The 23,895-nt window shown below is 67.9% G+C and carries 19 protein-coding genes, 1 tRNA gene and 6 pseudogenes; 11 read left to right on the top strand and 15 right to left on the bottom strand.

The window, feature by feature from the left end; all coding sequences use genetic code 11:
• Positions 1 to 217: 217 nt before the first annotated feature.
• The 3 genes from OG395_RS55085 to OG395_RS55095 form a co-directional block, all read right to left on the bottom strand.
• Positions 218 to 340 carry a hypothetical protein gene (locus tag OG395_RS55085; RefSeq protein WP_327241090.1) on the bottom strand — a complete coding sequence of 41 codons (123 nt, stop codon included), beginning with the start codon at positions 338 to 340 and terminating at the stop codon, positions 218 to 220.
• Positions 341 to 425: 85 nt separating this feature from the next.
• Positions 426 to 1,097, bottom strand: a complete 672-nt coding sequence (locus OG395_RS55090; RefSeq protein WP_327241089.1) for a hypothetical protein — start codon at positions 1,095 to 1,097, stop codon at positions 426 to 428.
• Positions 1,098 to 1,132: 35 nt separating this feature from the next.
• Complete coding sequence (locus OG395_RS55095) at positions 1,133 to 2,119, bottom strand: AlbA family DNA-binding domain-containing protein (protein ID WP_327241088.1); 987 nt, start codon at positions 2,117 to 2,119, stop codon at positions 1,133 to 1,135.
• A 311-nt stretch (positions 2,120 to 2,430) separates the two neighbouring features.
• On the opposite strand from OG395_RS55095, the gene OG395_RS55100 reads away from it, so the two are divergent.
• The gene (locus tag OG395_RS55100) at positions 2,431 to 3,276 is read left to right on the top strand and encodes a DUF6414 family protein (RefSeq protein ID WP_327241087.1); all 846 of its coding nucleotides are present in this window, start codon (positions 2,431 to 2,433) and stop codon (positions 3,274 to 3,276) included.
• Between the two features lie 81 nt (positions 3,277 to 3,357).
• On the opposite strand, the pseudogene OG395_RS55105 reads toward OG395_RS55100, so the two are convergent.
• The 3 genes and pseudogenes from OG395_RS55105 to OG395_RS55120 all read right to left on the bottom strand — a co-directional run.
• Positions 3,358 to 4,554, bottom strand: a pseudogene (locus tag OG395_RS55105) (helicase associated domain-containing protein); the annotation flags it as partial.
• Positions 4,555 to 5,242: 688 nt separating this feature from the next.
• Complete coding sequence (locus tag OG395_RS55115) at positions 5,243 to 5,641, bottom strand: DUF6233 domain-containing protein (RefSeq protein WP_327241086.1); 399 nt, start codon at positions 5,639 to 5,641, stop codon at positions 5,243 to 5,245.
• Between the two features lie 2 nt (positions 5,642 to 5,643).
• Positions 5,644 to 5,988 (bottom strand): hypothetical protein, encoded by a 345-nt coding sequence (locus OG395_RS55120; protein WP_327241085.1) that lies wholly within the window; start codon positions 5,986 to 5,988, stop codon positions 5,644 to 5,646.
• Positions 5,989 to 6,534: 546 nt separating this feature from the next.
• Here OG395_RS55120 and OG395_RS55125 point away from each other — a divergent pair.
• The 4 genes and pseudogenes from OG395_RS55125 to OG395_RS55140 all read left to right on the top strand — a co-directional run bounded on the left by OG395_RS55125 (position 6,535) and on the right by OG395_RS55140 (position 8,690).
• Positions 6,535 to 6,789, top strand: coding sequence for a type II toxin-antitoxin system Phd/YefM family antitoxin (locus OG395_RS55125; RefSeq protein WP_327241084.1), 255 nt, complete (start codon positions 6,535 to 6,537; stop codon positions 6,787 to 6,789).
• Entirely contained in the window at positions 6,786 to 7,037 is a 252-nt protein-coding gene (locus OG395_RS55130; protein ID WP_327241083.1) for a type II toxin-antitoxin system RelE family toxin, read from the top strand. Before OG395_RS55125 ends, OG395_RS55130 begins: the two co-directional genes overlap by 4 nt.
• A gap of 171 nt (positions 7,038 to 7,208) precedes the next feature.
• Positions 7,209 to 7,964 (top strand): annotated as a pseudogene (gene mobF / locus OG395_RS55135) (MobF family relaxase); the annotation flags it as partial.
• A 159-nt stretch (positions 7,965 to 8,123) separates the two neighbouring features.
• Entirely contained in the window at positions 8,124 to 8,690 is a 567-nt protein-coding gene (locus OG395_RS55140) for an AMIN-like domain-containing (lipo)protein (RefSeq protein ID WP_442818721.1), read from the top strand.
• A gap of 320 nt (positions 8,691 to 9,010) precedes the next feature.
• Here the strand turns inward: OG395_RS55140 and OG395_RS55145 are convergent, their stop codons facing one another.
• Together OG395_RS55145 and OG395_RS55150 are read right to left on the bottom strand one after the other, a co-directional pair.
• Positions 9,011 to 9,781 carry a hypothetical protein gene (locus OG395_RS55145; protein WP_327241082.1) on the bottom strand — a complete coding sequence of 257 codons (771 nt, stop codon included), beginning with the start codon at positions 9,779 to 9,781 and terminating at the stop codon, positions 9,011 to 9,013.
• A 72-nt stretch (positions 9,782 to 9,853) separates the two neighbouring features.
• The gene (locus OG395_RS55150; protein ID WP_327241081.1) at positions 9,854 to 10,060 is read right to left on the bottom strand and encodes a hypothetical protein; all 207 of its coding nucleotides are present in this window, start codon (positions 10,058 to 10,060) and stop codon (positions 9,854 to 9,856) included.
• Between the two features lie 22 nt (positions 10,061 to 10,082).
• On the opposite strand from OG395_RS55150, the pseudogene OG395_RS55155 reads away from it, so the two are divergent.
• A pseudogene (locus OG395_RS55155) lies at positions 10,083 to 11,173 on the top strand (integrase core domain-containing protein).
• Between the two features lie 55 nt (positions 11,174 to 11,228).
• Here the strand turns inward: OG395_RS55155 and OG395_RS55160 are convergent.
• Positions 11,229 to 12,935 carry an IS1182 family transposase gene (locus tag OG395_RS55160; RefSeq protein ID WP_327249211.1) on the bottom strand — a complete coding sequence of 569 codons (1,707 nt, stop codon included), beginning with the start codon at positions 12,933 to 12,935 and terminating at the stop codon, positions 11,229 to 11,231.
• 483 nt (positions 12,936 to 13,418) lie between these two features.
• Between OG395_RS55160 and OG395_RS55165 the strand changes: the two genes are divergently transcribed.
• Positions 13,419 to 13,706, top strand: a complete 288-nt coding sequence (locus OG395_RS55165; protein WP_327241080.1) for a hypothetical protein — start codon at positions 13,419 to 13,421, stop codon at positions 13,704 to 13,706.
• Between the two features lie 149 nt (positions 13,707 to 13,855).
• Here the strand turns inward: OG395_RS55165 and OG395_RS55170 are convergent, their stop codons facing one another.
• Positions 13,856 to 16,159, bottom strand: coding sequence for a hypothetical protein (locus OG395_RS55170; protein ID WP_327241079.1), 2,304 nt, complete (start codon positions 16,157 to 16,159; stop codon positions 13,856 to 13,858).
• Positions 16,160 to 16,162: 3 nt separating this feature from the next.
• Positions 16,163 to 16,234: transfer RNA gene (locus tag OG395_RS55175), tRNA-Gln, on the bottom strand.
• 202 nt (positions 16,235 to 16,436) lie between these two features.
• Here OG395_RS55175 and OG395_RS55180 point away from each other — a divergent pair.
• Complete coding sequence (locus OG395_RS55180) at positions 16,437 to 17,720, top strand: IS701 family transposase (protein ID WP_327241078.1); 1,284 nt, start codon at positions 16,437 to 16,439, stop codon at positions 17,718 to 17,720.
• Between the two features lie 7 nt (positions 17,721 to 17,727).
• Here OG395_RS55180 and OG395_RS55185 read toward each other — a convergent pair.
• A pseudogene (locus OG395_RS55185) lies at positions 17,728 to 18,054 on the bottom strand (DDE-type integrase/transposase/recombinase); the annotation flags it as partial.
• Here OG395_RS55185 and OG395_RS55190 point away from each other — a divergent pair.
• A pseudogene (locus OG395_RS55190) lies at positions 18,035 to 18,868 on the top strand (IS256 family transposase); the annotation flags it as partial. The pseudogenes OG395_RS55185 and OG395_RS55190 overlap by 20 nt on opposite strands.
• A gap of 636 nt (positions 18,869 to 19,504) precedes the next feature.
• A pseudogene (locus OG395_RS55195) lies at positions 19,505 to 20,041 on the top strand (GNAT family N-acetyltransferase); the annotation flags it as partial.
• A gap of 423 nt (positions 20,042 to 20,464) precedes the next feature.
• Here OG395_RS55195 and OG395_RS55200 read toward each other — a convergent pair.
• Positions 20,465 to 21,133 (bottom strand): hypothetical protein, encoded by a 669-nt coding sequence (locus OG395_RS55200; RefSeq protein ID WP_327241077.1) that lies wholly within the window; start codon positions 21,131 to 21,133, stop codon positions 20,465 to 20,467.
• 379 nt (positions 21,134 to 21,512) lie between these two features.
• On the bottom strand, positions 21,513 to 21,641 hold the full coding sequence (locus OG395_RS55205) for a hypothetical protein (RefSeq protein WP_257548903.1): 129 nt from the start codon (positions 21,639 to 21,641) through the stop codon (positions 21,513 to 21,515).
• 5 nt (positions 21,642 to 21,646) lie between these two features.
• Here OG395_RS55205 and OG395_RS55210 point away from each other — a divergent pair, with 5 nt between their 5' ends.
• Positions 21,647 to 22,231 carry a DinB family protein gene (locus tag OG395_RS55210; RefSeq protein ID WP_089014494.1) on the top strand — a complete coding sequence of 195 codons (585 nt, stop codon included), beginning with the start codon at positions 21,647 to 21,649 and terminating at the stop codon, positions 22,229 to 22,231.
• 151 nt (positions 22,232 to 22,382) lie between these two features.
• On the opposite strand, the gene OG395_RS55215 is transcribed toward OG395_RS55210, so the two are convergent.
• On the bottom strand, positions 22,383 to 23,819 hold the full coding sequence (locus OG395_RS55215) for an IS1380 family transposase (RefSeq protein WP_442818720.1): 1,437 nt from the start codon (positions 23,817 to 23,819) through the stop codon (positions 22,383 to 22,385).
• Positions 23,820 to 23,895: the final 76 nt, after the last annotated feature.

Consider the following 23,895-nt stretch of genomic DNA (forward strand, 5'->3'; position numbering starts at 1 on the left):
TGAAAGAAGATCACAATCTATCCAACGAAGATCACTTGGGGTACCTAACAAAGCCCTACTAGACATACGGGCTGCCGGGCGCAGGAAGAACGATTTGGCCTGCGGGTTCACCCTGGCGGAGGAGCGCAGCAGGGGTGCGACCGGCGTGAGCACGGTTGCGGGGACCGTCATCCCCTGTTCCGGATGCGGTGGGCCCGGTACGGGCGTGAGGATCGGTTCACGGGCGGCGGCCCTTGCGGGTGGCGTACTCGTCGACGCCGACCACCCGCGGCGCGGGAAGCTCCGGTTCGGGGATGGCGTCGACCAGAGGTGCCCGCTCACCTGCGATGTTGGCACGCACAGACAGCGCGTACGGCGGTCGGCGGGGAAACTCCCGTCGGCCGCCGCACTCGACCCTACCCGCCCGCACGCGGTCAGCGCCGGACTCAGATGGCTACTGGCCCCTGCCAGGGGCCGTTGTCCGTCTCCCAGGCCACGTGCAGATGGCCGTCGCTGCCGATGGCCATCGCGGTGAGTTGGCCGTCGTTTTGCCTGGCCAGTCCTATGCCGGAGCCGGGTTCAAAAGCGGCGTCTCCGAAAGCGACGGGCCCCTGCCAGGGGCCGTTGCCCGTCTCCCAGGCCACATGCATGCGTCCGTCGTGTCCGATAGCCACGGCTGTGAACTGGTTGTCGTTCTGCTTTTCCGCAGCGATTCCCGCGTAGGAAGGAAACAGACCCTGGTCTCCGAAGCCTACGGGCCCCTGCCACGGGCCGTTATCGGTTTCCCATGCGACGTACATGCGTCCGTCGGCTCCCACTGCAAGGGCCGTCAATTGGTTGTCGTTCTGTGGTTTAACCGCTACGCCTGACACCGGGGCCAGGGCGTCCTCTCCGAACGCAACCGGTCCTTGCCAGGGCCCGTTGTTGGTTTCCCATGCGACGCGCATGCGTCCGTCTTCTCCAACGGCGAGAGCTGTCAGCTGGTTGGGGTTCTGCCTGGCCACTCCGACTGGCGAACCTGCGATGAAGGACGCTTCGCCGAAAGCGACCGGGCCCTGCCAGGGGCCGTTGTCCGTCTCCCAGGCCACACACATGCGTTGGTCATGGTCGATGGCCACTGCCGTCAGTTGGTTGTCGCTCTGCCCGGGGCCGGTCAGGACAGCAGCCCTTTCCTGTTCAGTGTGTTGCTCAACTGTCTGTACAGGTCCAGGAACCTCTGCCTCGCCGTCGACAAGTCCTCAAGCGCCTTGTAGTAGCGGGTGGGGTCTGTGCCCTTCCACTCGACTGGGACTTCCGTGTACTTGTAGCCGCTCACTCCGCCAGGCGGGAAGGTCCCGATGAACTCAGCGTGGAGATCACCCAGCGCTTCTACCAGGGCCTGGTGCTCTTCAGCCGCCTCGGGGTCGATGAAGTCCACGACGTCGCCGGTGAGCGTGTCGTACGCGTCGTAGACGGCGTCCGCCAGCCAGGTGGGCACCCGATGCAGCGGGGCTCCTTCGGCCAGTACCTTGATCCATCGGGCATCGGGAGGAATCGCGTCGAAGACGCGGCCGCTCTTCGCACGGTCCGCCGTGTGCGGGGCTGCTGGTTCAGCAGGTGCACCGGTCACCGCCCACCCTGTGGCGAGCAGCGCCTGGATCTGGGCTCGGGGGAGCCATGTGGTGCGGTCTCCGCGCCGCATCGGTACGGCGACCGAATCGGGTGGTGCGCCCTTGGTCGGTCCCGGCACTACGAGAGGCTGGGAAGTGGGCGGCTGGGCTGGGATGTCGATGACCAGTACGCCCTTTTCTTCACCGCAGTCGATCCAGTTGACGCTTAGACCTCGCACCGTGGGTATCAGTTTTCCGTCGATCAGCTTGCGGTGCCGGTCGAGGTCGACGAGCTTCCGTGGGACGGGATTGAGCTCGGAAACGATCTCGACATCGTGGGGCTGCTCGGTCTTGAAGCCGACCACCAGCAGTCCACCGGTGGAAGTGTTGGCGAAGCCGGCCACGTCCTTGAGGAGTTCCTGTTCGTGCTCCGGATTGTCCAGGTGGTAGATCCCCTTCTTGACGTCCAGCCAGCTCGACTCCTCCAGCCCCAGCAGAACATCGAACCTGGACTCCTTCAGGGCACGGCGTACCTCATCAATGTTTGTCACCGGCAAAGCATCCACCCGCCCCGGCGTCCCCAGGCCCTGTTCACGATCAAGGCCACTTGCTCAGATGTGGTCTTCAGGTAGGAAGCAGGGCACGGTCTCCACGGAGCACTCCTCGATCCACCTGGCGATCATGCTCAAGTTCACCAGGCACTCCGGTGCCGCCTGCTCGGCTGTGGTGGTGCCCTCACCGGGAGACCGTTCCCTCAGTGTCGGCGCGCGCGAACCGTCGGCTCTCCGCACGCAGAGCTCCGCTGGACGCACTGGAGCGCGCACGGGCCGGAGTGTCAGAGGGCACTGAGATACTTCTGTGCATGGCACTACGGTCACCGATCTACCTCGACACTGAGACCCTGCTGTCGCAGGCGGAGTACTACGAAATCGAGATTCCTCGACAAGCCGAGATCGTCGAGAAATCCATTCGGAGGCAGACCGGCGGCGGTAAGGCTGGCATGGGCGGGTTCGCGCTGGAAGGCTCTAGGGGGACCGACGTTGAGTTCCAATCCACCTACAGCCTCGCCCCCAAGCAGAAGGCCACCTTCAGCAAGCTGATCGACGCGCTGATCAGCGACGCCGGCTCGGTCAAAGTCGACCCGGACGGCGAAACCCCCCTCGTCAGGGACGATCTGGTCCAGATCGAGGGAACGACGAGGATCACCGCGGCCAGCCTGGCAGGGAAGATGTTCTTCATCCTTCGTCGGCTGATGGACACCGTAGAGGCAGACCTGGAAAGCCTCCGCAATCTCAAGGTTGAGGATTTGCCGTTCGCCGAGCAGTTGCAGCAGGTGTACCTCCGGAACGAGCTCCTCCCCATTCCAACCCTCCTGGAGCTGACCGGGTCGAACCTGCCGCAGAAGGTCTACATCAATGTGCCGCCGGACCACTTCCTGGGCGAGGCTTCAGCGAACCGTATCGAAGGAGAACTCCGCGTCCTGGGAAGCGTCAGCAGGTTGATTCCAGGGGGCAGTGACGGTTACCTCAGCGCCGAACAGTGGCTCCTCCACGACTGGGAGCACATGATGCGGCGCTTCATGATGCTCGACGTAGACGATCACGTGCGAGAGCTGGTCAGCCACTTCAACCTGGATCTCCCCACTGAGGACGTGCACTCCCATATCGCCGGTCCCGCCATCATCGTGGACGCGATCGGGCTTTACTGATCTGCGAAACTCCTCTGATCTGCAGCAGAGCTGTGTCTTCGGGGCATCCGCTGGCAGCCGCCCCGAAGACCGGCTTTACACCTAATCGATGCCGAGCTTCCGCAGCGAATCCAGCTGCTCCGCCGTGAGCCTGTCCCGCCTCGCGCGGGTGTTCGATGTCCACACGCCCAGCTTTACGATCACCGGCTCCGTCTCGCCGTCGACTGCGATCGGCTCGCTGTGGCCCCTTGGCACCGGCCGGTCGCCTTCCCGTTCCACCCATTGCGTGAGGGCCGCAAGGCCCCGCTGGAACGCCTGCTGCGCCTTGCTCGGGCCCTTCGTCGCACGAGCGACTGCCGGGGCTGGAGACGGAGCTTCAGCGGCCTTGATGCCCAGCGCGGTCAGCCGTTCCTGCTGCTCGGGCGACAGCTGCGCCCAGGTGCTCGGTTCCTGCTGGCGCCACCGCCACGTGCCCACGTCATCGCCCTCGAAGACGACGCCCGGCGCGATGTCGGGCAGGTAACCGTCGGCGTCGATGAGGTCGGCGAGTACGCGGTAGTGCCTCTGCCAGTTCAGCGGCCATGGGCAGTTCCAGTCCGGGTCGATCGCGGTCAGCTGCTGCGCGCGCTTCGCCGCCCGCTCCGGGTCCTTGCCCAGGCCGCCCTTCCGGCGGAGGTTGGCCATGTGCTGCCCGATGGGCACCATCGCCTCGCCCTCGCCCCACACCGCGTCCTGACGTGGGGCGAGGTGCCCGGTGGCCCGCCGGTACGACCGCAGCGCGGACAGCTTGGTCTCCCACGCCTCCTCGCCGGGCTCCCACACCATCCCGGCCTCCGGGGCGTCCAGCAGGGTCTTGCGCCGCTCCTCCAGCTCACCCGCCCGCAGCGCCTTGCGCTGCTGGTGCACCCACCGCCCGAGGGGGGAGTCCTTGGTGACGCCGACCTCGACCTCGACGTCGTAGGGCACGGCGTAGAGGCCGGTGATCTCGTTCTCCTTTCGCCACCGGAGCAGGGCCTGGTAGCCCTCCAGCCACACCAGCGACTCCGGCCGGTACACCCGCGTCCGCAGGAAGGCCGCGATGGTCGCCGCGTCCCGGGGAGAGGAGAAGTGGAGCAGCGCCGCTTCGGCGGCGGCCTGCGTGTCGTCGTCCTGGTCCTCGCCGTCGCCCTCGCCGCTGGCGGACCCGACGATCTGGCCGTCTTCGTCGCGCCGGACGTGGACCTTGCGCTTGCCGCTGGTGAGCGCGCGGGATGCGAGCTGCTCGACCATGCGCTCATCGTGCGAGCGCAGACCCTTTATCTAGGGGTGGGGGAGTGTGAGGGATGTTTGCTCGGCGGTCCTGCGCGAGGAGCCGTACGGCCCGTTCGGCGGGCTGCCGGAGATGGTGCGCGTGGACCGGGGCAAGGACTTGCGCTGCTCAACTCCAGCTCGGTGAGGGTCCGTGCGGTGTCTTGTAGGGGACCGGTTGGCCGGTGTGCGCGTCGACCACAACGCGGTCGCCTACGGGTCGTGCCAGCTTCACAGTCACTTGTTGCAACCTTGCCTGCTTGGTGCAGAGGCCGCCGTCGTCTTTCCGGTGTTTGACGGAGCCCGAGAGCACCACGCTGCCCCGTGTTTCCAGCACAGCCACCACGGGGCCGTCGTCGCAGGCACCGTGGAGGGCAACCACGGTCACCGAACGCCCTCCTGCGGCACTGGACAACCGGCGGCTACGCCTGCCGAAGGTTGGAGAGGTGGGCTGCATCATTCCGGGAAGCGGATGGCGCGGCTGGTGGAGCGGGGCCAGGCGGTCGTGCAGTCCGTGAGGGTCCCGTGGGCCGGGCACCGCTGGTACGCGTCCGTGCTCTGCAAGGTCACCGCCGATCTCCCTGACAGACCCACCCGCCGTCAGAACCAGCCCCCGGCCCCTGCGGCAGCACCGGCACGGCACGGGTCAGCGCCACGCTGATCGGGAGTTCCACGCCTTCATGCTGCGACCAGACACCGGTCACAGCGCGCCGAGCACCGTGTCGGGCCGGCATACCTCGCAGGCCGGTGCGCCGTCGGCGAGAGCGGCGGCGGCCTGCTCCCGGCTGATGGCTCGCAACTGTTTTCCGGCGGCGAAACAGTCACCCCGGTGGACCTCGGACCGCGAGGTGCCGATCCCGATGTCGTCGATGCCCCAGTCCGGGGTACGCGGACGCCGCTCCTTGCTGCGCAGCTCCTCAGCCCGCGGCTTCCCCTGCTCGCGCTGCTCCCGTGCCCGCTGCTTCTCTTGCCGCTGCTCCTGTCGTTCCTGGGCCTCGAGCTCCCGGATCCGGCCCCGGGTCTGGCGCAGTTGCCAGTCCAGCCACTCCTGAAGAGCCAGGAGCTTGTCGAGGCGGGATATCGACCCGGGATCGGACACGGCTACGCCGCCTCGTCCGCTGTTTCGTGTGCGTGCTTGAGGGCCGTCCGCGCCGCCACCACACCGCTGTCGAGCGTTGTCCAGTACGGATGCGTGGCCACTTCGGTGCTCAGCCGGAGCAGCTCCGCCTGGAACCGGCGCACTTCCGCGGCCTGCTCGTCCGTGTAGCCGGGGCTGTCGGCCTTGCCGGAGCGGAAGCTGGTGTACGGCTGCTTCTCGCTCTCCCAGCCGGGCATCGGTTCGGCCGACCAGGGCAGGCCGGCGGCGTACTGCTCGTATGCGGCGCGGGTCTGGTGCAGCGCGAGCTGGGCGTCGCGCAGGTCCTCGGGAAAGTCGTACGTGGGCACACATGAATGGTACGTGTGTTCGATTTTCGAATGCGGCGGCGCGCCGCCCACTCGCGGCGAATCCCCTCCGTCGGAGGAGTGCAATCTGGCCCGAGCAGATACGGAGCACCACTTCACGACCCCGCACACCTCCGTGCCTGCGGGCTGCAGACAGGACTGCCCCGGCTGGTCCGGGGAGGCCAGTCGGGGCAGCCGTGCGCGGTACGAAGGGTGGTCGCCTCTCGGCGAAGGGCTCCATGGGGCTTCAGCCGAACGAACTTCCCCATGGGCAATAGGTGAGGCCCGGGGACACCGTCCCCTCCGTACCCACAGGCAGATGAACGGTCAACCAGCCGGGATCATTCCCCGTACAGGCTCCGGCCTCTTGCAACTGGAGCTCTGCCGGTCGCGGTGACCGGTGATGTTGCCTGCCGACCGCAAAGAACCCGCCTGATGCGCCCACGGCTTGCCTGCCGCAGATGAGGAGCAAGAAAGAGAGCCGGGCTAGCGGGTGCGGATCTCAACGCTGCCCACTTCAGAAGAGGTGTGAAGTGTACAGTTCTGTACATGAGTGACACTCTGCCGATCACTGAAGCGCGCGCCCGGTTCGGGGCGCTGGTTCGCCGTGCGTCCCACGCCCGTGAGCGCATCACGATCACCGATCACGGTCAGCCGGCGGCTGTTCTGATCAACCCCCAGGAGCTCGCCGACCTGGAAGACGCCCTGGCCCTGGCGCAGTACCGCGCTCGGCAGGCAGCCGGCCAGACGGCGGACGTTCCGCATGACGAGGTGCGCGCCCGCCTCGGGCTGGAGCGCGGTTGACGTACGCGATCACCTGGGACGAGGCCGCCATCGACGCGGCTGCCCGGTTCCTCAAGAACGACCCGGACGGGCTGCGTCAGCTGATGGACGCGGTCGACATGCTCGCCGAGCACCCGCGGCCGGCGGGCACCGCCGAGTACGGATCGCCGGACCTGCGCCGCATGCAGGTCGGCCGCTATCGCGTCCTGTACGAGATCACCGAAGCCACTGTCACCATCGCCGTCATCCACGTCGGCCGCCTCGGCTGACACCCCCGAAGACGCCACACTTGCCACGCACCGGCCATCTGCCGGTCCGCAGCCGGGGTGGGAAGTGCAGACACTAGCCGCCCGCCAGGCGGGACGCAGTCACATCCTGTCGACGTTTTCCTCCCGCCCGGCGGGAGCCCTCTCAACAAGCCCTTGACCAGCGCTTTTAGGGTGCTGGGCTGGGGCCATGATGACGTTCCAGCAAGTGAGCACGGGCTCCGCGTACCGGTATTACCTGCGCCAGGTCGCGGTGGGGGACGGTCGCCGGCCCCGGGGGAAGAACCTGGACCAGGCGCAGGAAGAGGCCGGGGTCCCACCCGGGTGTGGATGGGCAAGGCCCTGCCTGCGGTCGGCTTGACCGCGGGATCGAGGGTGACCCACCGGCAGACGGCGAACCTGTTTGGCAAGGGGCGGCACCCCGTCTCCGAGCAGATCATCGAGGACAGACGTGCTGCCGGAGACACCCCCGCGAAAGCCGAGCGCGCCACCCGCCTTGGTTACCTGATCCAGAAGTGGTCCGGGGCCGATCTGGTGTTCCGTGCGCCCGGCAGCGTTCAGATCCTCTGGGCCCTGGCCAGCGACGTGGTCAGGAAGGTCATTGAGGCCGCGCATACTCGCGTGATCGACGAGGTCGTCGACCAGATTGAGACGGGACTGCTGATCGTGCGCCGTGGAAGGGACAGCACCCCCGAGCGCGCCGAACCCGGGGTGATCGCCGCCCGGTTCCGGCACTACGAATCCCGCGACGGCCAGCCGCTGCTCCATGACCATCTCGTCCTGTCGGTCAAGGTCCGCCGCACCGACGGCAGTGGGGCACGCTCCATACCCGTATCCCTGCACCCGAAGGATGCCCCGGCCACTGTCGCGGCCGCCGCGGTCATCAGTCCTGCACGGCTGACTGTCGTCCCCGACGACGACCTTCGCTGGGCAACCCTCTCGGCGCAGTCGGCCGTTGGCGGCGCCGTCCGCGCCGGAGAGGTTGGTGGGCTGGTGGATCTCCACTTTCGGGGCGACCCGTACAACCAATCCCGTGACCGGCATGTCGTATATGGCAGGAAACCAAGAGCCGCAGCACAAGGGGGAACGATGCGCACGAGACGATACGGGGCGATGCTGGCCGCCCTGACGATGGCCGGTGTGGGCGTGGGAGTGGCCGCGCCCGCGACGGCGGGCGCGACCACGACGGCTGTCGCGTGCCCGACCGGCTGGGGCAGCCTTCCGAAGACTGCGGCGGACACCAGCGTCGGATCGCTGACCGACATTAGGACCGGCGAGCACGACTGCTACGACCGCATGGTCTTCGACGTACCCACGGCGGGCATCGAGCCGATCGGGTACACCGTGCACTACGTCGGCGCCTTCTATCAGGACCCTTCCGGCATGCGCATTCCGATCTCCGGCGGGGCGATCATCGAGATCAGGGTGTCCGCCCCCGCCTACGACCCGGAGACTCACTCGGCGACCTACCCAGGCCGGGGCAGCCGAGTGCTTCCGGGCGTCGACCTGACCGGCTACCGCACCTTCCGCGAGGCGAAGTTCGGGGCCAGCTTCGAAGGGGTCACGCAAGTGGGCCTTGGTGTGCGGGCCCGGCTGCCGTTCCGGGTGTCCCAGCTCTCCAACCGTTTGGTGGTCGATGTCGCTCACACCTGGTGAGGCAGTCACCTCAGCCGCATCGCCGGGTGGGCGCGGTGCCGTGACGCTGGCGCTCCCCCGCATGCGGTCGGCGGCGGGACGCTGTCGCTAGAGGGCCGCGGGGCATCCGGGGATCGCCTGCGCCGGCCTCGGCGGCCCCTTCCCACGAGCACCAGGGCGGCACGAATTGCCGCCCTGGTCTCAGGTATCCCAGTCCTTCTGCACTCGGCTGACCGGTATCGGCATACGACTGACAGCAGTCGCCACCATCCGATAGAGCCTTCTCCACGCAGGCGCGGGCATCACCTTGGGATCAGGCTGGCTGTTGGCTCCTGGTGGTGTCAGAAAGGCGGTTCGTCGCTGTATCCGCCCCATTCGAGGGGCTGGAGGCGTTGGGCGGCGAGGCGGGCGTAGCGGGTTCGTGCCGCGGTGTCGTCTGGTGTTTCCAGGGTGCTGGTGTCGTGGCCCCAGGCCTGGAGGGCGTCCAGGGCGCGGTCACGCTGGTACCGGTGGGTGCTGGTGTTCAGCAGGCGGTGGGCGTGGTGGGCGAGCAGGTCGTGGTGAGGGACGAGCTCGGGGTGTTCGGCCAGGGGTATGGCGGCGACGAGGGCTGCGTGTCGTACCGTTTCGTTTTCGTCGTCCAGGAGCGGGCAGATGGCGCGGAAGAGCTGCGGGCGCAGGTCCCGGAACCCGCGCATGGCCGGGTACCCGGCCAGGAACGTGCCGTCCCACATGCCTTGGCCGATCGCGACGGTTTCGTCGTCGGCGTCGTACGCGGTGGAACCGAGCCATTTCAGCAGCTCAGCGCGCATCGGCAGGTGTGGGGCCTGCCCAGTGGCTGAGTGGACTTCGTTCGTCGAGGTGGCGGGGTGCGACAGGATCGCCGCGACGTACCGTGCGACGGGCACGGTGGCCTCGTAGATGGTGTTCTGGTGGCTGGGCAGCGCCCTGTCGAGTGCCGCAGCCCGGACGGCTGGGTCAGGGTTCACAAGACCGGCCAGGGCGGACGGCAGGGATCCGCCTGTCGCAGGTCCTGCAGGGGTTTCGAGTGACGCCCACTCGGTACTTTCCAACACCGCCTGCCACTCGGGCACCTCACCTGCGCTGCTCACCCACGGAGGCTACAGGGCACCCGCAGGCCCCGGGAGGCGGGATGGCGCTCCGCCCCTGGGAAGGGCTGCTGGCTACCGAGCCCAGTCGATTCCCAGCTCGGCGAGCGCGCGGAGCTGGCCGGTATCGAGCCGGTCGCGGCGGGCTTTCTGGTTGGTGATCCAGATGCCGGTGCGGTGTTCGGTGCCGTCGGGTAGGTGTTCGACGTGGTGCGGGTGCCGAAATCCCCATCCATAGCCGTTGAACTGCGTGTTCTCGTGAGTGGCAAACGTTCGCCGCATGGGCGTGTCAGGCTGCTGGATCGTGCTGCTGCGACTGCCCTACCTCGCCGTGTCGAGCGTGTTCGCCTTCATGCGGCTGCTTCCGATGAGCGATGTTGACAAGGACATCGAGATATTGACGCTGCGCCACCAGTTGGCCGTCCTGCAGCGGCAGATCGACAGGCCGCGCGTCAACGCAGCGGACCGTGCCTTTCTTGCCGCGCTCCTGCACCGGCTTCCCAGACCCAAGCTGCGGCAGCTGCACCTGATCGTCTCGCCGGACACGATCCTGAGGTGGCACCGCGATCTCATGCGCCGCCGCCATGCCGACGCCTCCCGCCGCAAGCGGCCCGGCAGACCGCCGACCCGCCGCGCCATCCAGGCTCTCGTCCTGCGCCTGGCCCACGAGAACGCAGGCTGGGGCTACCGGCGCATCCACGGCGAACTCACCGTCCTCGGCATCAAGGTCGCACCCTCCACCGTGTGGAGATTCTGCGGGCGCACGGGATCGGGCCCGCGCCCGAACGCGACCGCCAGACCTGGGCCATGTTTCTGCGTAGCCAGGCACACGCGATCCTGGCTTGCGACTTCTTCACTGCCACCACCCTGAACGGCGCGAGCGTGTACGTCTTCGCCGTCATCGAGCACGCCAACCGTCGTGTCCGCATCCTCGGCGTGACCACCCACCCCACCGCGGCCTGGGTCATCCAGGTCGCGAGGAATATGGTGATGGACCTTCAGGATGCCGGCGCCACGGTCACGCACCTGATCAGGGACCGCGACAGCAAGTACACCCGCGCGTTCGACGCCGTCTTCGCCGCCGAGGGCATTGAGGTCGTCACTACCGGCATCCGCATTCCCCGGATGAACTCGGTCATGGAACGTTGGGTGCAGACCTGCAGGCGCGAACTCCTCGACCGTACCTTGATCTGGAACCAGTCCCACCTGCTGCACGCGCTCCGCGAGTTCGAGTCTTTCTATAACGGGCATCGGCCTCACCGCACCCTGCACAGTGCGGCGCCGCTTCGGCCAGTCCCCGAACCGATCACCGAGCCGGACCGAGTCGACCACCTCGAAGTCCATCGACGTGATCGACTCGGCGGCGTCATCCATGAGTACGCTCATGCCGGTTGACCTGCGAGGACGTAATATTCGGCACCCGCACGATCTTGGTGGCTAATCCCAACTGTCATGCAGCGAGGCGGAGTTGGAGTCTGGCGAGGTGGCTGTGGCTGCCGCGGTCGAGGGGGTGGCCGTTCCACCAGGCGTTGAGTCGGATGAGGTTGAGGGCGGTGGCGCTGGTGGTGTGGTCGAGGTGGGTCTTGGCAAGGCCGCGGTAGCGGGCTCGGCGTAGGCCGGTGGTGTGGGTGGCCTGGCGGATGGCACCCTCGACCCCGGCGCGGAGCGCATAGTCACGTTGCCAGGTTCCGTTCTGTTGCTGGGCGCGGGCGGTGCGGATGGCCTCGGTGAGCTCACGGGGGTAGAGGCTGAGCCGGCGGCCCTTTCGTGAGCTGGTGCACTGCTCCTTGGTCGGACAGGGGATGCAGTCCAGGGCGGCGAAGGCGACGACGGTCTTGGCCACGCCTTCCTGGGCGACGTTGTTCCAGGTGGCGCTGATCTTTCCGGCCGGACAGACGGCTCGCTTGCGATCCCAGTCGATGGTGAAGTCGTGTGCGGCGAAGCCTTGTTGGGCCTTGGCCTGGCGGGAGGTGTCGAGCAGGACCGGGGTGACCAAGGCGATGCCGTAGTCCTTGGCGGACGAGACGATCAGGTCGGCGCTGGGGTAGCCGGAGTCGAGGTAGTGCCGGGCGGGCAGCAGGTGGCGGCGGCGAAAGGCCTGGTGGATCGGGTCCAGGGCTTTGCTGTCCGGCAGGGTGGAACGGGTGGTCGTGACGTTGGTGATCAGGTTCGGGCGGGTCGGCCGGTCGCCGTCGGCCTGCGGGTGGCAGGTCTCCGAGACGTGCAGCTTGTAGCCGTTCCAGAACAGGTCACGCTTGGCGGACCAACGCGTGTCGGTGTCGTAGGGAGAGGCCAGGCGTATCGGGGCGGGCGGCAGGCCGTCGCCGCCGTCGTCGGTCCGCTCGCGCTGCCGGATCCGCAGCCTGCCGGCCCGGTCGGTGGTGCGGGTGTAGTTCTGCACCAGCACGCACCGTAGGGTCTGCACCGCGGGCAGCTCGCGCAGCCACCCCGGCGAGGCGGGCGCGTAGAGGGCCTGCAGCAGCGTGAAGCCGTCGGCGGCGTAGGCGAGCGCGAGTTCGTACTGCTTGGTCTTGGAACTCGGCAGTCGCCAGTTGTCGATCCGGTCCGCGTAGCGGTGGCTCCAGTCCTCCACCACCAGCACCTGATCGACCCATTCGGGGCATGCGGCGGCCAGCGCGTTCAGGGCAGCGCGGACGCTCTCGCCGACCAGCTCGAGCCGGTTCAGATCCCGCACCGCGGCAACGATGTGTGTGGAGTCGGTGCGCTGGCTGCCGCCCGCCTGCACCAGATCCAGGGTCTGCAGGCGCTCCAGCAACAGGTCCAGCACACGTTCCTCCAGGCCGTGGGCGACAACACGGGAGCGGAACTCTGACAGCACGCTGTGGTCGAAGCCCGGATCCTCCAGATCCAGGCCGAGTGCGTACTTCCAGGCGAGGTTCTCGCGAACCTCGTCAGCAGCCTGCCGATCCGTCAGGTTCGTAGCCTTCTGCAGCACTGTGACCAGCGCCAGACGCCCCGGCGACCAGCCCGGCTTGCCCACCTGGCCGAACGCGTCAGCAAAGGCCGCGTCCGGGAACAGCTCCCCGAGCCGGTCACGAACCTGCACCGCCAGAGGCGCCTCGCGCCTGCCCCGATACATCGCCCGGATCGCCGCCGCGACCTGCGGATCCGGCTCAGGCCAGGACTGCGGTTGCATCGACACGACACACACTCCGATCCCCAAGGAACCACGACAAGATCAACGACCAGCATGATCCCATCCGCTGGAACCACCGCTCCTACGGCGATCAACTCCGCGTCACAGCAACCGAATTCGAATTAGCCACCAAGATCCCGCACGCCGAGGGCTTGAAGCTCACCCACAAGGGGCGTGCCGTGCTCCGCCTGAGCGGAGCCGACGAGCAACTCCACACGGTTTCCGAGCCAGTCGTGAACGACGTTGCACTGAGCCCTGACGATCCACTCGTCTACACCGTGCTCACCCCTCGCCTGGCAGCCGCCGGCGAGGGGCTGCTGGTCGACCCGTACTTCAAGGCCGAGAACTTGCGATGGATCCTGGAGGCCACTTCCATCTGTCGCATCCTTATCTCGAAGAGAGCCAGCGCCAAGGAGCGGCCGATCATCGCCATCGCACTCGCCACGCTGCCCAACGGCCACAGTGTCGAGGTGCGAGCGACCGATGACACAAACCTGCACGACCGTCGCATCATCGCCGCGGACGGGTCTGTCCACCTTCGAACAGACCGTCCAGCTCCTCGAACTCTTCCTCCACCGCGAAGGGCGCGCCCCCGCCGCCCGCGAATCGATCACCGTGGACGGCGAGAGGGTCCAGATCGGCCCGTGGCTGGCCAAAGCCCGCACGAAGAAGCGGGCCGGACAGCTGCCCGCCGAGCACGACAGCCTGCTCGCAACCCTCTTCGAGGGAAACTGGGCCCACGAAACGGCCCAGCCCGTCACCCTGAGGTAGCCCGAAGGCGCTGGCGCGAGGACAGCACCACGCCCTGTGGTCCCTTCACCGAACACCGCTCTGCGTACTCGTACGGGCCAGCCCCGGCCATGCCACGCCCGTACGCTGTGCCGGTGGGGCATCATGAGATGCGGAGCCCGTTCGGCGCCTCACCGCATCCAGTGCCCGTCGGTGCTCCATCCCACAAAGCGCCGGGCACGTCCGGCGTCTGCCGTTCCGTCACTGCCGAAGGTGCCGCCCTCGGCGACCAGGGCCAGGCCCACCAGGGCGGGGGCAAGCCGGGTTGCGACATGGGCCGGGTGGCGGGCCGTCTCCTCCCTCAGGCCTGCGATGACCCGCCGCTGCTCCTCCGGTGGGCACAGGGACAGGTGGAATACCATCTGGCGCCATGCGTACGCAGCGTCCTTGATCGTGCCCAACGGCCGCGGGTTGCGGTGCACACGGGCGGTCAGCCGGCACACGGTCACGAAGCAGCGGCGCGCCAGGTCGGCCCACCCGGGTTGTGGGGCGATGCCCACCCGGTGGACCAGCGTGGCCAGGTTGTGCGTGGTGAGGATCTGCGCCTGCTCGATCACCGTCCCGTTCGCCGGGACCGACCAGCACCGGGACGCCGCCGTTCCTGCTCGCTCGGCGCACAGCCGCCCGAAACCGGGAGAGGTACGGACGCTGGTCGAACGGGTCAGGGCCTCGCCAATCTCGGTGATCGCCAGATTGCGGATGGCCGAGTAGTCGATGCCGTAGTAACGCTCGTACAGCGTGCCGGCGAGCAGTTCGCCCGCGACCCGCGCAGCCTTGAGGAACTTCGGGCTGAACGTGCCCATGAAGATGTCAGCAGCCAGCTCCTCCACGAACGGGGCCCCAAGGTCGCACTGGCGCTCAAGAACACCGAACTCGCGGACCAGCGGGTTGGGCAGGAGCGTACCCGGGAAGGCCTGCACGGCCAGCTCGCCCAGCTGTCGCAGCACGGCGAGGGCACCTTCGCCGTCCGACGTGCCCAGTACCGCCGATCGCTGCCCCGACACAGCTCGTACCCAGGGCAGTTCCTCGACGCGTACCTGCCGTTCCAGATTGAGCAGGAGCAATGAGCGGCGGTTGCGGAACGCCCGGTAGTTGGCGGCCATCACAGCTCGCAGCGTCTCGTCGCCGTACGTGTGTGCGGTGGTGGCGGCGACCAACTGCGGCACCAGCTCGGCCAGGACCTCGGAGGACGGGACGACGCCCCGCTCCACGAGCGTGCCGAGCGGTGCGCTCAGCGCGGACTCGACCACCTGGCCGATCGCGGCCGGTACAACGGCTCCGGCGGGCAGGCCGGTTTCCCGGCTCTCCTCCTCGGTCACCGTGCCCAGGAGCGGGGCGACGTCGGTGATGCCCGTCTCCTGCGGGAGTACAGCGAGCCGACGCAGCATCAGCTGGGCCAGGGCGTGGTGGGAGGGAAGCGCCGCCTGCCTGGCCTGGCGCCGGCGCAAGGCCGTGTGCATGACCGAGCCGGGCAGACCGCGCCGCCGCACCATGGACTGCACCGCGTGCCGCAGCAGACCGAGCCGGCGCGCCTCCAGCGGCCGTCCGGCGACGACCTCCTCCAGCGCGCCGCGCAGAATGCCCAGGTTCTTCTTGGGGTCGCGGTGTTTGGTGCAGCGGGTGTGTTCCGCGGCGAGCAGCCGGTAGCGGCCGAGCAGAACCTCGCCCTGCGCCAGCCAGTCGGCGTCCGGGACATGTGCGAGCACCTCCCCGTCCCGCGCCGTCCGCAGCCAGTGGACGAGCAGCTCGTCGCCGAACGGCTGCCACACGGCGAGCGCCTCGCGCTGGGTCTCGACGGCCGCGTTGGGACGCCGCCGTATCAAGGTGTCGACGGCCTCGGAGACAGTGTGCCGATGGACAGCCGCGGTGGCGTCCGGCGCGGGCCCGTCCGCCGGGCGCGGCAGGAACCGCAGCCGGTCGGCGAACGGCTCCAGTTCCGCCACGAGGTCGAGCGCCGCGCTGGTCTCACCATGGCGCACCAGCCAGGCCATGGTGAGCAGCGCGGCCTCCTCGGGCACACCGATCTCGTAGCTGCCGCTGTCCAACCGGTCCCACAACCAGGCGAGTCCAGGCTCGGTGAGGCAGTAGGCGAAGAGCGTGCGCCGCTCAGCGGGCACCCCGAAACTCCGCGCGGCCTCGGTCTCGTGCGTCTGGAGCGGGCCGCCCGCGCTTGCGGTCCCTGTGGCGAAGCCGCCCCGCATCACCTCAGGAGTTACCCAGGGCGGGAGCCCGACCACGGGCGTACGCGAACCGACCGACAGCCGGCCTGAGGCCATGGCCGCCAGAACCTGCCGCCAGCGCTGCCCGCGCACCTCGGCGCGGTGCCGGGTGCCTGTGTCCTCATGGGTCAACGCGGTCATGAAGGCCTTGGCCAGCTGGCCCTCCGGATAGGACAGGGCCGCGGTGAGAGGCTGCTGCTCAGCGTTGTCATTCATAAGCCGACGTGGCAGGTTCCGCCCCTGCGCCCTCCGGGTCCAGAGCCCGGTGCTCTACTGCTGAGCTACACGCCGATGAAGGTAGACGTTAGACGCCGGGGTGATCACCCCACAACCGGCTTTTCCTTGGGTTCGCAAGTCACTCGACTTTCGACGTTTCCGTTGATCGTCGTTGGGGTCGCTCGGGTGGGTGATGGGGGCCTGATCTGGCGGTGCGGGGCGGGACAGCAGAGAAGCATCGGCGGTGCTTGCGTCGCCTGCTGAGAGGGACCCGCCGATGCTTCCGGACACGACCGTACCCGCTTCGCTGCTGGCGGTGCTGACGTTCCTGCGGGGCTGTTTCACCACACCGACCTTCACCACCTTCGCCGCGCTGGTCACGGGCTTGATCGCGCAGACCGGCCGGGGCACGGTGACCGGCATGGTGACGGGCGCGGGATTGACGCGCGCCTGGTCCCACGACCGTGCCCACGCCTTCTTCTCCCGCGCGAGCTGGAACCCCGACCTGCTGGGCATCTCCCTCTCCCATCTGGTTGTGCGCCAACTCCTGCCAGCAGATGGGTTGTTGACAGTGGCGGTGGACGACACGCTGTTCAAGCGGCGCGGGAAGAAAGTCTTCGGCGCGGCCTGGCAGCACGACGGCGCGGCCCGGGGTCCGAAGCCGGTCGGGCGCGGGACCTGCTTCGTGGTGGTCGGCATCGTGGTCCAACTGCCGTTCCTGGCAAGGCCGGTGTGCCTGCCGGTGATGGCCCGGCTGTGGCGCCCGAAGCAGGAGCAGTCCAAGGTCGGCCTCGCCGCGTCCATGATCCGCCTGCTGGCCGCCTGCCACCACGGGCGGCGCATCCACGTCGTCGCGGACGCCGCCTACCACGGCAAGGCGCTCCGCGACCTGCCCGCGACCTGCACGTTCACCACCCGCCTGCCCGCGAGCGCGGTGCTGTACGACCTGGCCCCGCCGCCCACCGGGCGCCGCGGCCGACCCGCCCTCAAGGGCGAACGCCTTGGCACACCCAAGGACCTGGCCACCACCGCCGCCTTCACCAGGACCGAGGTCAAGCGGTATCAGCGGACCGACACCGTGCACCTGGCCGAGACCACCTGCCTGTGGTACGGCTCCTTCCACACCCGCACCGTCCGCGTGATCCTCCTGCGCGACGACACCACCGACACCGGCTACGACCTGGCGCTGGTCACCACCGACCTCACCACCCGCGCGGCCGGCCTGATCGCCCGCTACGCGTCACGCTGGTCGATCGAGGTCACCTTCGCCGAGGCCCGCGACCTGCTCGGCGTCGGTCAGGCCCAAAACCGCACCCGCTCGGCCGTCGAGCGCACCGTCCCGTTCGGTCTGTACTGCTACACGATCACCGTGGCCTGGTACGCGCTGCACGGCCACCACCCCCGCGACGTCGCCGAGCGCCGCGAGCGGGCCCCGTGGTACACCACCAAGGCCGAGCCGGCCCTGTCCGACATGGTCGCCAAGCTCCGCCGGGGGCTTTGTCAGGTTGAGCGAGTGCTCGAGGGTGTGAGCCGGTTCGACGCGTTTCGGCTTCGGTGGTGACAGCGGCTCAGGCTACGGCGGGCAGGCTGGCGACGCCAGTGATCTGGTCCCGGATCGCGAAGCGGATGATCATCTCGGCGCGGTAGTTCGGGGCGGTGAGGAGGTGACGGCGGGGTCGGAAGTGGGGTGAGATGCCGCTGAACGCGGCCAGGAACCGTTGTGCGGCACCCACCGATCGGAAGCCTTTCATCGCGCGCTCGCGTTGCCTCGTCGGCTGGTGGGAGTTCTCGGCCCGGTTGTTCAGGCCCTTGTGCGAGCGGTGTTCGACCGACGGCATCTCGTGGCGGTGGGCGGCGCCGTAGGAGCGGAGCTTGTCGGTGACGATCACCCGGGGCACCGACCGGGTCTTCTTCATGTGGGGCGAGGACCACGCAGCCTTCCAGGATCGGGACCTCTCCGACCGCGACTTCGTCTACGTATGGGCCGACGGCGTGCACCCCAAGGTCCGGCTCGGGCAGGCGCACTCCTGCGTCCTGGTCCTGCTTGGCGTCCGCGTAGACGGCACCAAGGAGCTGATCGCGCTGGCCGAGGGCCTGCGGGAGTCCACCGAGTCCTGGGCCGACCTACTGCGTGACTGCCGCCGACGCGGCATGCGCGACCCGGAGCTGGTCGTCGGCGACGGTGCCATGGGCTTGTGGAAGGCCCTGGCCGAGGTATTCCCCGCCACGCGCCATCAACGCTGCTGGGTTCACAAAGCCAGAAATGTCACGAACGCCCTGCCGAAGTCCGCACAGCCGGGCGCAACGAAGGCCATGCAGGAGATATACAACGCCGAGGACCGCACCCACGCCGAGAAGGCCATCAAAGCATTCGAGAAGACCTACGGCACCAAGTGGCCCAAGGCTGCCGCGAAGATCACCGACGATCGGGAGGAGTTGCTGGCGTTCTACGACTTCCCTGCCGAGCACTGGATCCACCTACGCACCACGAACCCGATCGAGTCGACGTTCTCCACCGTCAAGCTCCGCACCAAGGTCACCCGCGGCGCCGGCAGCCCGGCCGCAGCGCTCGCCATGGTGTTCAAGCTCGTTGAATCCGCCCAGGTCCGATGGCGCGCGATCACCGGCGCCCACCTGGTGGCCCTGGTCCGGGCTGGCGCGAGGTTCGAGAATGGGATCCTGGTCGAGCAGCAGGAGCGGGCTGCGTAAGCGGGAGGGCGGCCATCCTTCCCCTATCCACCACCGGAACAAGGGTGATCACACATGGTTCCTCGGATCGGCGACGAAGTGATCGTCTCCTGCCAGTCAGCAGTGGCTCGGGTGGCCAGAGTGGATCGTTACATCACGCTGGAATGGCCGTGGAGGGCGGTCGACGATTCCTCCAATTTCCGATGGAACGGGCAAGTCGCACTACCTCATGCCTATTCCCGTGAGGAATGGAGCCCATATCGTCTGGAACCATCTGGATCCACCCTCCGTATTGGAGACGACTGCACCGTTTCGATCCCGCCGACCCGGCTCTACGTGGGGCACTACGAGGAGTACCGCCCTCCCCGCAAGCTCGGCTGGGCTCCCGAACCCACCGCAGGACTCTACGTCGTGCCGCCGGAGAGGATGGACCTGGATATGGAGTACGCGGGGTACATGCTCTACCTGGGTGGATCTGATCCCATTTGCGTCGTACCACTCAACGCCTGAGTCGGCGCACACCAGCCTCTAGTATCACGCAGCCAAGAACGATCCGAGTCATAGAACTCGTCCACAAGTCTTGACTATTGCTCGGAGGAGACGGATGTGTTCGGCGAGTGTTGATCGCTTCTGAGCCTGCTGGTTAGGTTGGCTGGCATGACCGACCACAGAGCCGACCACAGAGCCCTCGCCTGGCCACCTGCCCCGATCAAGACCGAGCGGCTCGTACTCCGCGAGTCCGAGGCCCGGGACCGCGTGACGGTCATCGAGCTGAACGCCTCGCCAGAGGTGGGCACTTACCTCGGTGGCCCTCGACCGCATGCCGAGCTCGAACGCACGGTGCCCGAGGTACCTGGGCGGCGCCCTGGCTTCTTCGTGGTCGAGCTCGACGGAGCGACGATCGGCACAATCCAGCTCGACCCGCAAGACCCCGAGCGTCCAGGTAACCGCCGGGAGGCCGGGGAGACCGAACTCGGCTACCTGTTCCTGCCGGAGGCGTGGGGACGCGGGTACGCCACCGAGGCGTGCGCAGCGGCACTCGACTGGTTCGCCGACGCGCTTCCCGGTGAGCCGGTGGTGCTCTACACCCAGACCGCCAACGCCCGCTCGATGCGCCTCGCGGCGAAGCTCGGGTTCACCGAGCTGGAGCGATTCGAGGCGTACGGCGCCGAGCAGTGGTTCGGCGTGTGGTCTTCGACGGAACTCGCGCAAGCGTTGGCGGAACCGACGGCACTGCCCACACCGGAAACCCCAGCGGTGGTAAGAGCGGCGGCTTCAAGGGCTGGCTCAAGGGCGCCGCGGACACCGCCGAGCCCCCGGCGCCCTGGGTGGCGCATCGGAGTCCCGCGCCCCGACCCGCCCGTCCACGGCGAGACGGCTTCCGGCTTGCGTCCAGCGGCCTGTCGTTGACGCGGCGCCAGCAGGTTGGGCAGCCTTGACTAGGGAAAATGCTTCCCAGCGCGGACCGTAATAGACTCTCTTCAACTTGAAGGGGCACTCGCCACATCTTGGCCACTGCCCCTCTCTTCTTGCCCGCACACCGCTGCTGCGGGCTTTCAGTCCCGGGCGTGCACGGTATCCGCGACGAGCGCAGGAGATGTGCGCTGCTTCGGGTTGTCAGCCGGCCACTGCCTCCTGCTGAGGCTCGGCCGCAGCAGGCTCCGAGGCGGCCGTCGCGGTGTAGAAGACGGACGAGCCCTGCTTGGTGCGCTGAGCCTGGCTCTTGGCGACCAGCCCTTCGAGGGTGGTACGCACAACGGTGGTCTTGACGCCGCGGTCAGGGTGGGCCTGCGTGAGCGCGGCGGAGACCTCGGTGGCGGACCGCGGCTCGCTCTGCTGCTCCAGGTGGCCGCGGATCAGGTTGACGAGGGTCGGCTTGGTGTCTGTCTTGGGTGCCTTCGCGGAAGAAGCTTTGGCGGAGGAGGCCTTGGCGGACGGGGCTTTGGCGGAGGAGGCCTTGGCGGCGCTCTTCTTGGATGCCGTCGCCTTTGCGCTCGTGGCGGCCGCCTTCTTCGGCTTGCTCTGCAAGGGTTCGGCGGTGGCCTGACGCGGTACGGTCGGCGCGGCCGTGGTGTCTGCCTCGCCGGCTGCGTTCGCGCCGCCGAGTGCCTCCCGCATGCTCACCAGCACCGAGTGGTCGTGCTGCAGGGCACCCAACTGCTCCTGCAGCGCCTCGATTTCCGCACCGATACGTTCCTGCTCCTTGACGTTGCGCTCAAGGTCGCCCGTCACCTGGGCGATGTACTGCGACGTCAGTCCTGTGGCCTGGGCCTGAATTTCAGACATGTCATGGGCCTTTCTGCAGCTCGCGGGTACGGCGGTGAAAGGCACGAACCCGGTACGCGAGCGGGTGGAGGCAGGTGCCCAGGCTGTGCTGACTGGGACACCCGCAGGACATAACTGCCGCAATGTGCAGCAGTGCCTAGAGATAGTACGCACGAGTAGAGCCCTCATGTGCCAGTCGAGTGATGTCTCACCCTCCCCCTCAGGGTGAGGAACCAGCAGATGCGGGTCATGCAACAACGAGACTGACCGGGGCGCCGTCACTGCTGAACCGCCGTGCGGCGTACTCGGGCGTGCTCGGGAGACGGAAGCGGCGACCAGATCCAGCACTCGTCAACTTGCAGGCATTCGCGCGCAGTGAGGAGTCGGATAAGAGGTTGTCTCACGTGGCAAGTTTCGCGAGCTTCTTGTAGCAGGTCAGGGCGGCGGCCATGGCCAGGCCTCGGCTCTGCCAGTCGTTGCGGACCACGTACGGGATCTTGAGACCACGAGCAGCCCATGGCAGGCTCATGCCGCATGATCGATGAATTCGCGAAAGACAACCTGCACGGGAGACTGCGGCGGGACCGCAAGGCGCTGCTCTGGAAACTCGACGGCTTGTCCGAATACGACGCCCGCCGACCTTTGACAGCGACCGGGACCAACCTCCTCGGCCTGGTCAAACACGTGGCCACCGTCGAGGCCAGGTACTTCGGCGAGGTCTTCGACCGCCCTTCCCCGGAACCGCTGCCCCGGTGGCAGGACTCCAACGGCAGCGATCTGTGGGCGACCGAGGACGAGACCCGCGATCAGATCATCGGGTTCTACCGGCGCACGTGGGAACACTCGGACGCGACGATCAACGAGCTTCCCCTCGACGCCCCCGGCCACGTGCCGTGGTGGCCGGAGCCTTATGCCGACACGAACCTGTTCGCCATCATGGTCCATGTCCTCGGCGAGTCCATCCGGCATGCAGGGCACGCCGATATCCTGCGCGAGGGCCTCGACGGCCGGACCGGGTTGCGCGCCGAACACGAGAAGCAGATCGACGAGGAAGCCCGTGCAGCCTACTGCGCGAAGATCGAGCAGGCCGCCAGGTCGGCCGCACCAATCAAGGCTTAGCCTCGCCGTTTCGGTTGGGGTGATGAGTCGTCGCTGATCGTCAGCCGTCGGGTGGGCGAGGTGATTTGGCTGTTTGGGCATGGCGGAGGCCCGGCGCGGTGGTCGGGTTCTCCAGGGTCCTTCGGGTCGTGGGCGGGCAGGGGGTTGTCGGTCAGCCGGCTGGTCGGGGCAGTGCGGCAAGGCGATGGAGGGCGTCGGCGAGTTCGTGTCTCCAGGGCCAGGTCGCCGAGATCCGCAGGCGGAGGCGGCGTCCACCGCGGGTGAGGCGGGCGGCAACGTGTAGCAGCCGGTAGCGAAGTTTCTTGGGTTCGGCGGCGGCGAGTTCGCCATCCAGCAGGAGGACGCGGGCCCAGGCGAGGAGATCGATCGCCGTGAGGCTGAGTTCAAGCCAGGTGGCGTTGACGTCGAAATGGCGGGAGGGGAAGCGGCCGAAGCCAGTGTTCTTGCCGCACCGGATGTGGTCCTCGACGGTGGCGTGTCCGCGGTGGCGGACCTCAAGGAACTGTGCGGAGCCGCCGCCGGAGTAAGGGGTATCGGTAAGGAATACCTGGTGCCGCAGGCCCTCGTCGTGATCGAACAGGGACAGTTGGGCGCCGGGGTGCGGTCGCTCGCGCCGCACGGTGATGCGGGTGCCGACCGGGTAACCGGCGAGGTCGACCATGCCGGTCAGTTCGGCGACCTCGGCGCCGTCTCGCAGTGTCCCGTTCTGGTCCAAGGCGGGATGCCAGAGAGCTTCGGGCAGTGAGCGGATTGCACGACGGACTGGCTCGGTGACCGCGTATCCGACCGAGAACCGCAGGTTCAACCCGTGCTCGCGCAAGGTCCGGATGTGGGTGAGGAAGGCTTTCGCGGATCCGGCGCTGTCGGCGCGGACCAGGATCTGGGTGCCGTACCGGTGAGCGTCGGGGATCTGGGCGAGGGCGTCGTCCAGCACCGCGATGTGATCGGCGGCGGTGTTGGCTCCGGAGTTGCCGGGCCGCAGTCGGCCAGACATGGCCTCGCCGGTGTTCGCGAGGAAACACAGCAGCGGATGAAAGCCGAAGCCGCCTTTGTAAGTGGGCGCGGCCTGTTCCTTTTCCGAGTGGGAGGTGATCAGCGTGGCGTCGAGGTCCAGGACCAGGCCGGGAAGTTCTCGTCCGCCGGCCTGGACGGCGGGTATGCCCTGGCCGGTCTCGGCGGCCTGCATCCAGGCGACTTCCCGGGCTGAGGCGCGGGCCGCTCGCAGCGAAGCGAGTACTGCCCCGTCGGTGTCGGCGAGCAACCGCCAGGCGGTGGGCGTGGAGGCGACTGGTCCGAATACCTCGCCCTGGTCCCGCAGCACGGCCAGATCCGCTATCGCCTCACCGCCGTCGGCGAGCATCACCGCGAGATCGGTGGCGGTCCGACCTGGATCGTGCCCGGTGCCACGCGGTCGCAGCGGCCTGAGCGCAGTGGAGTAGGCGGTGGTCAGACCGGTGGCATCGGCAAGATCTGCCAGCAAACGTGCGCCCGCGTGCCCGACCACCCCCGAACCGTCAGTGGAGACATGGAGCTTGGGACGAGAACCGATACCCTGCACGCAGAAAGTGCCTTCCGCTTGGACCGACAGAACCCCTCGACAAGGTTCATCGTCCCAGCTCAGAAGGCACTTTCGTATTTCCTCCCCGCTTCCGGCCTCATCTCAA

Origin of the sequence: Streptomyces sp. NBC_01320 (assembly GCF_035974375.1) — a bacterium.
Lineage (GTDB): Bacteria > Actinomycetota > Actinomycetes > Streptomycetales > Streptomycetaceae > Streptomyces > Streptomyces yanii.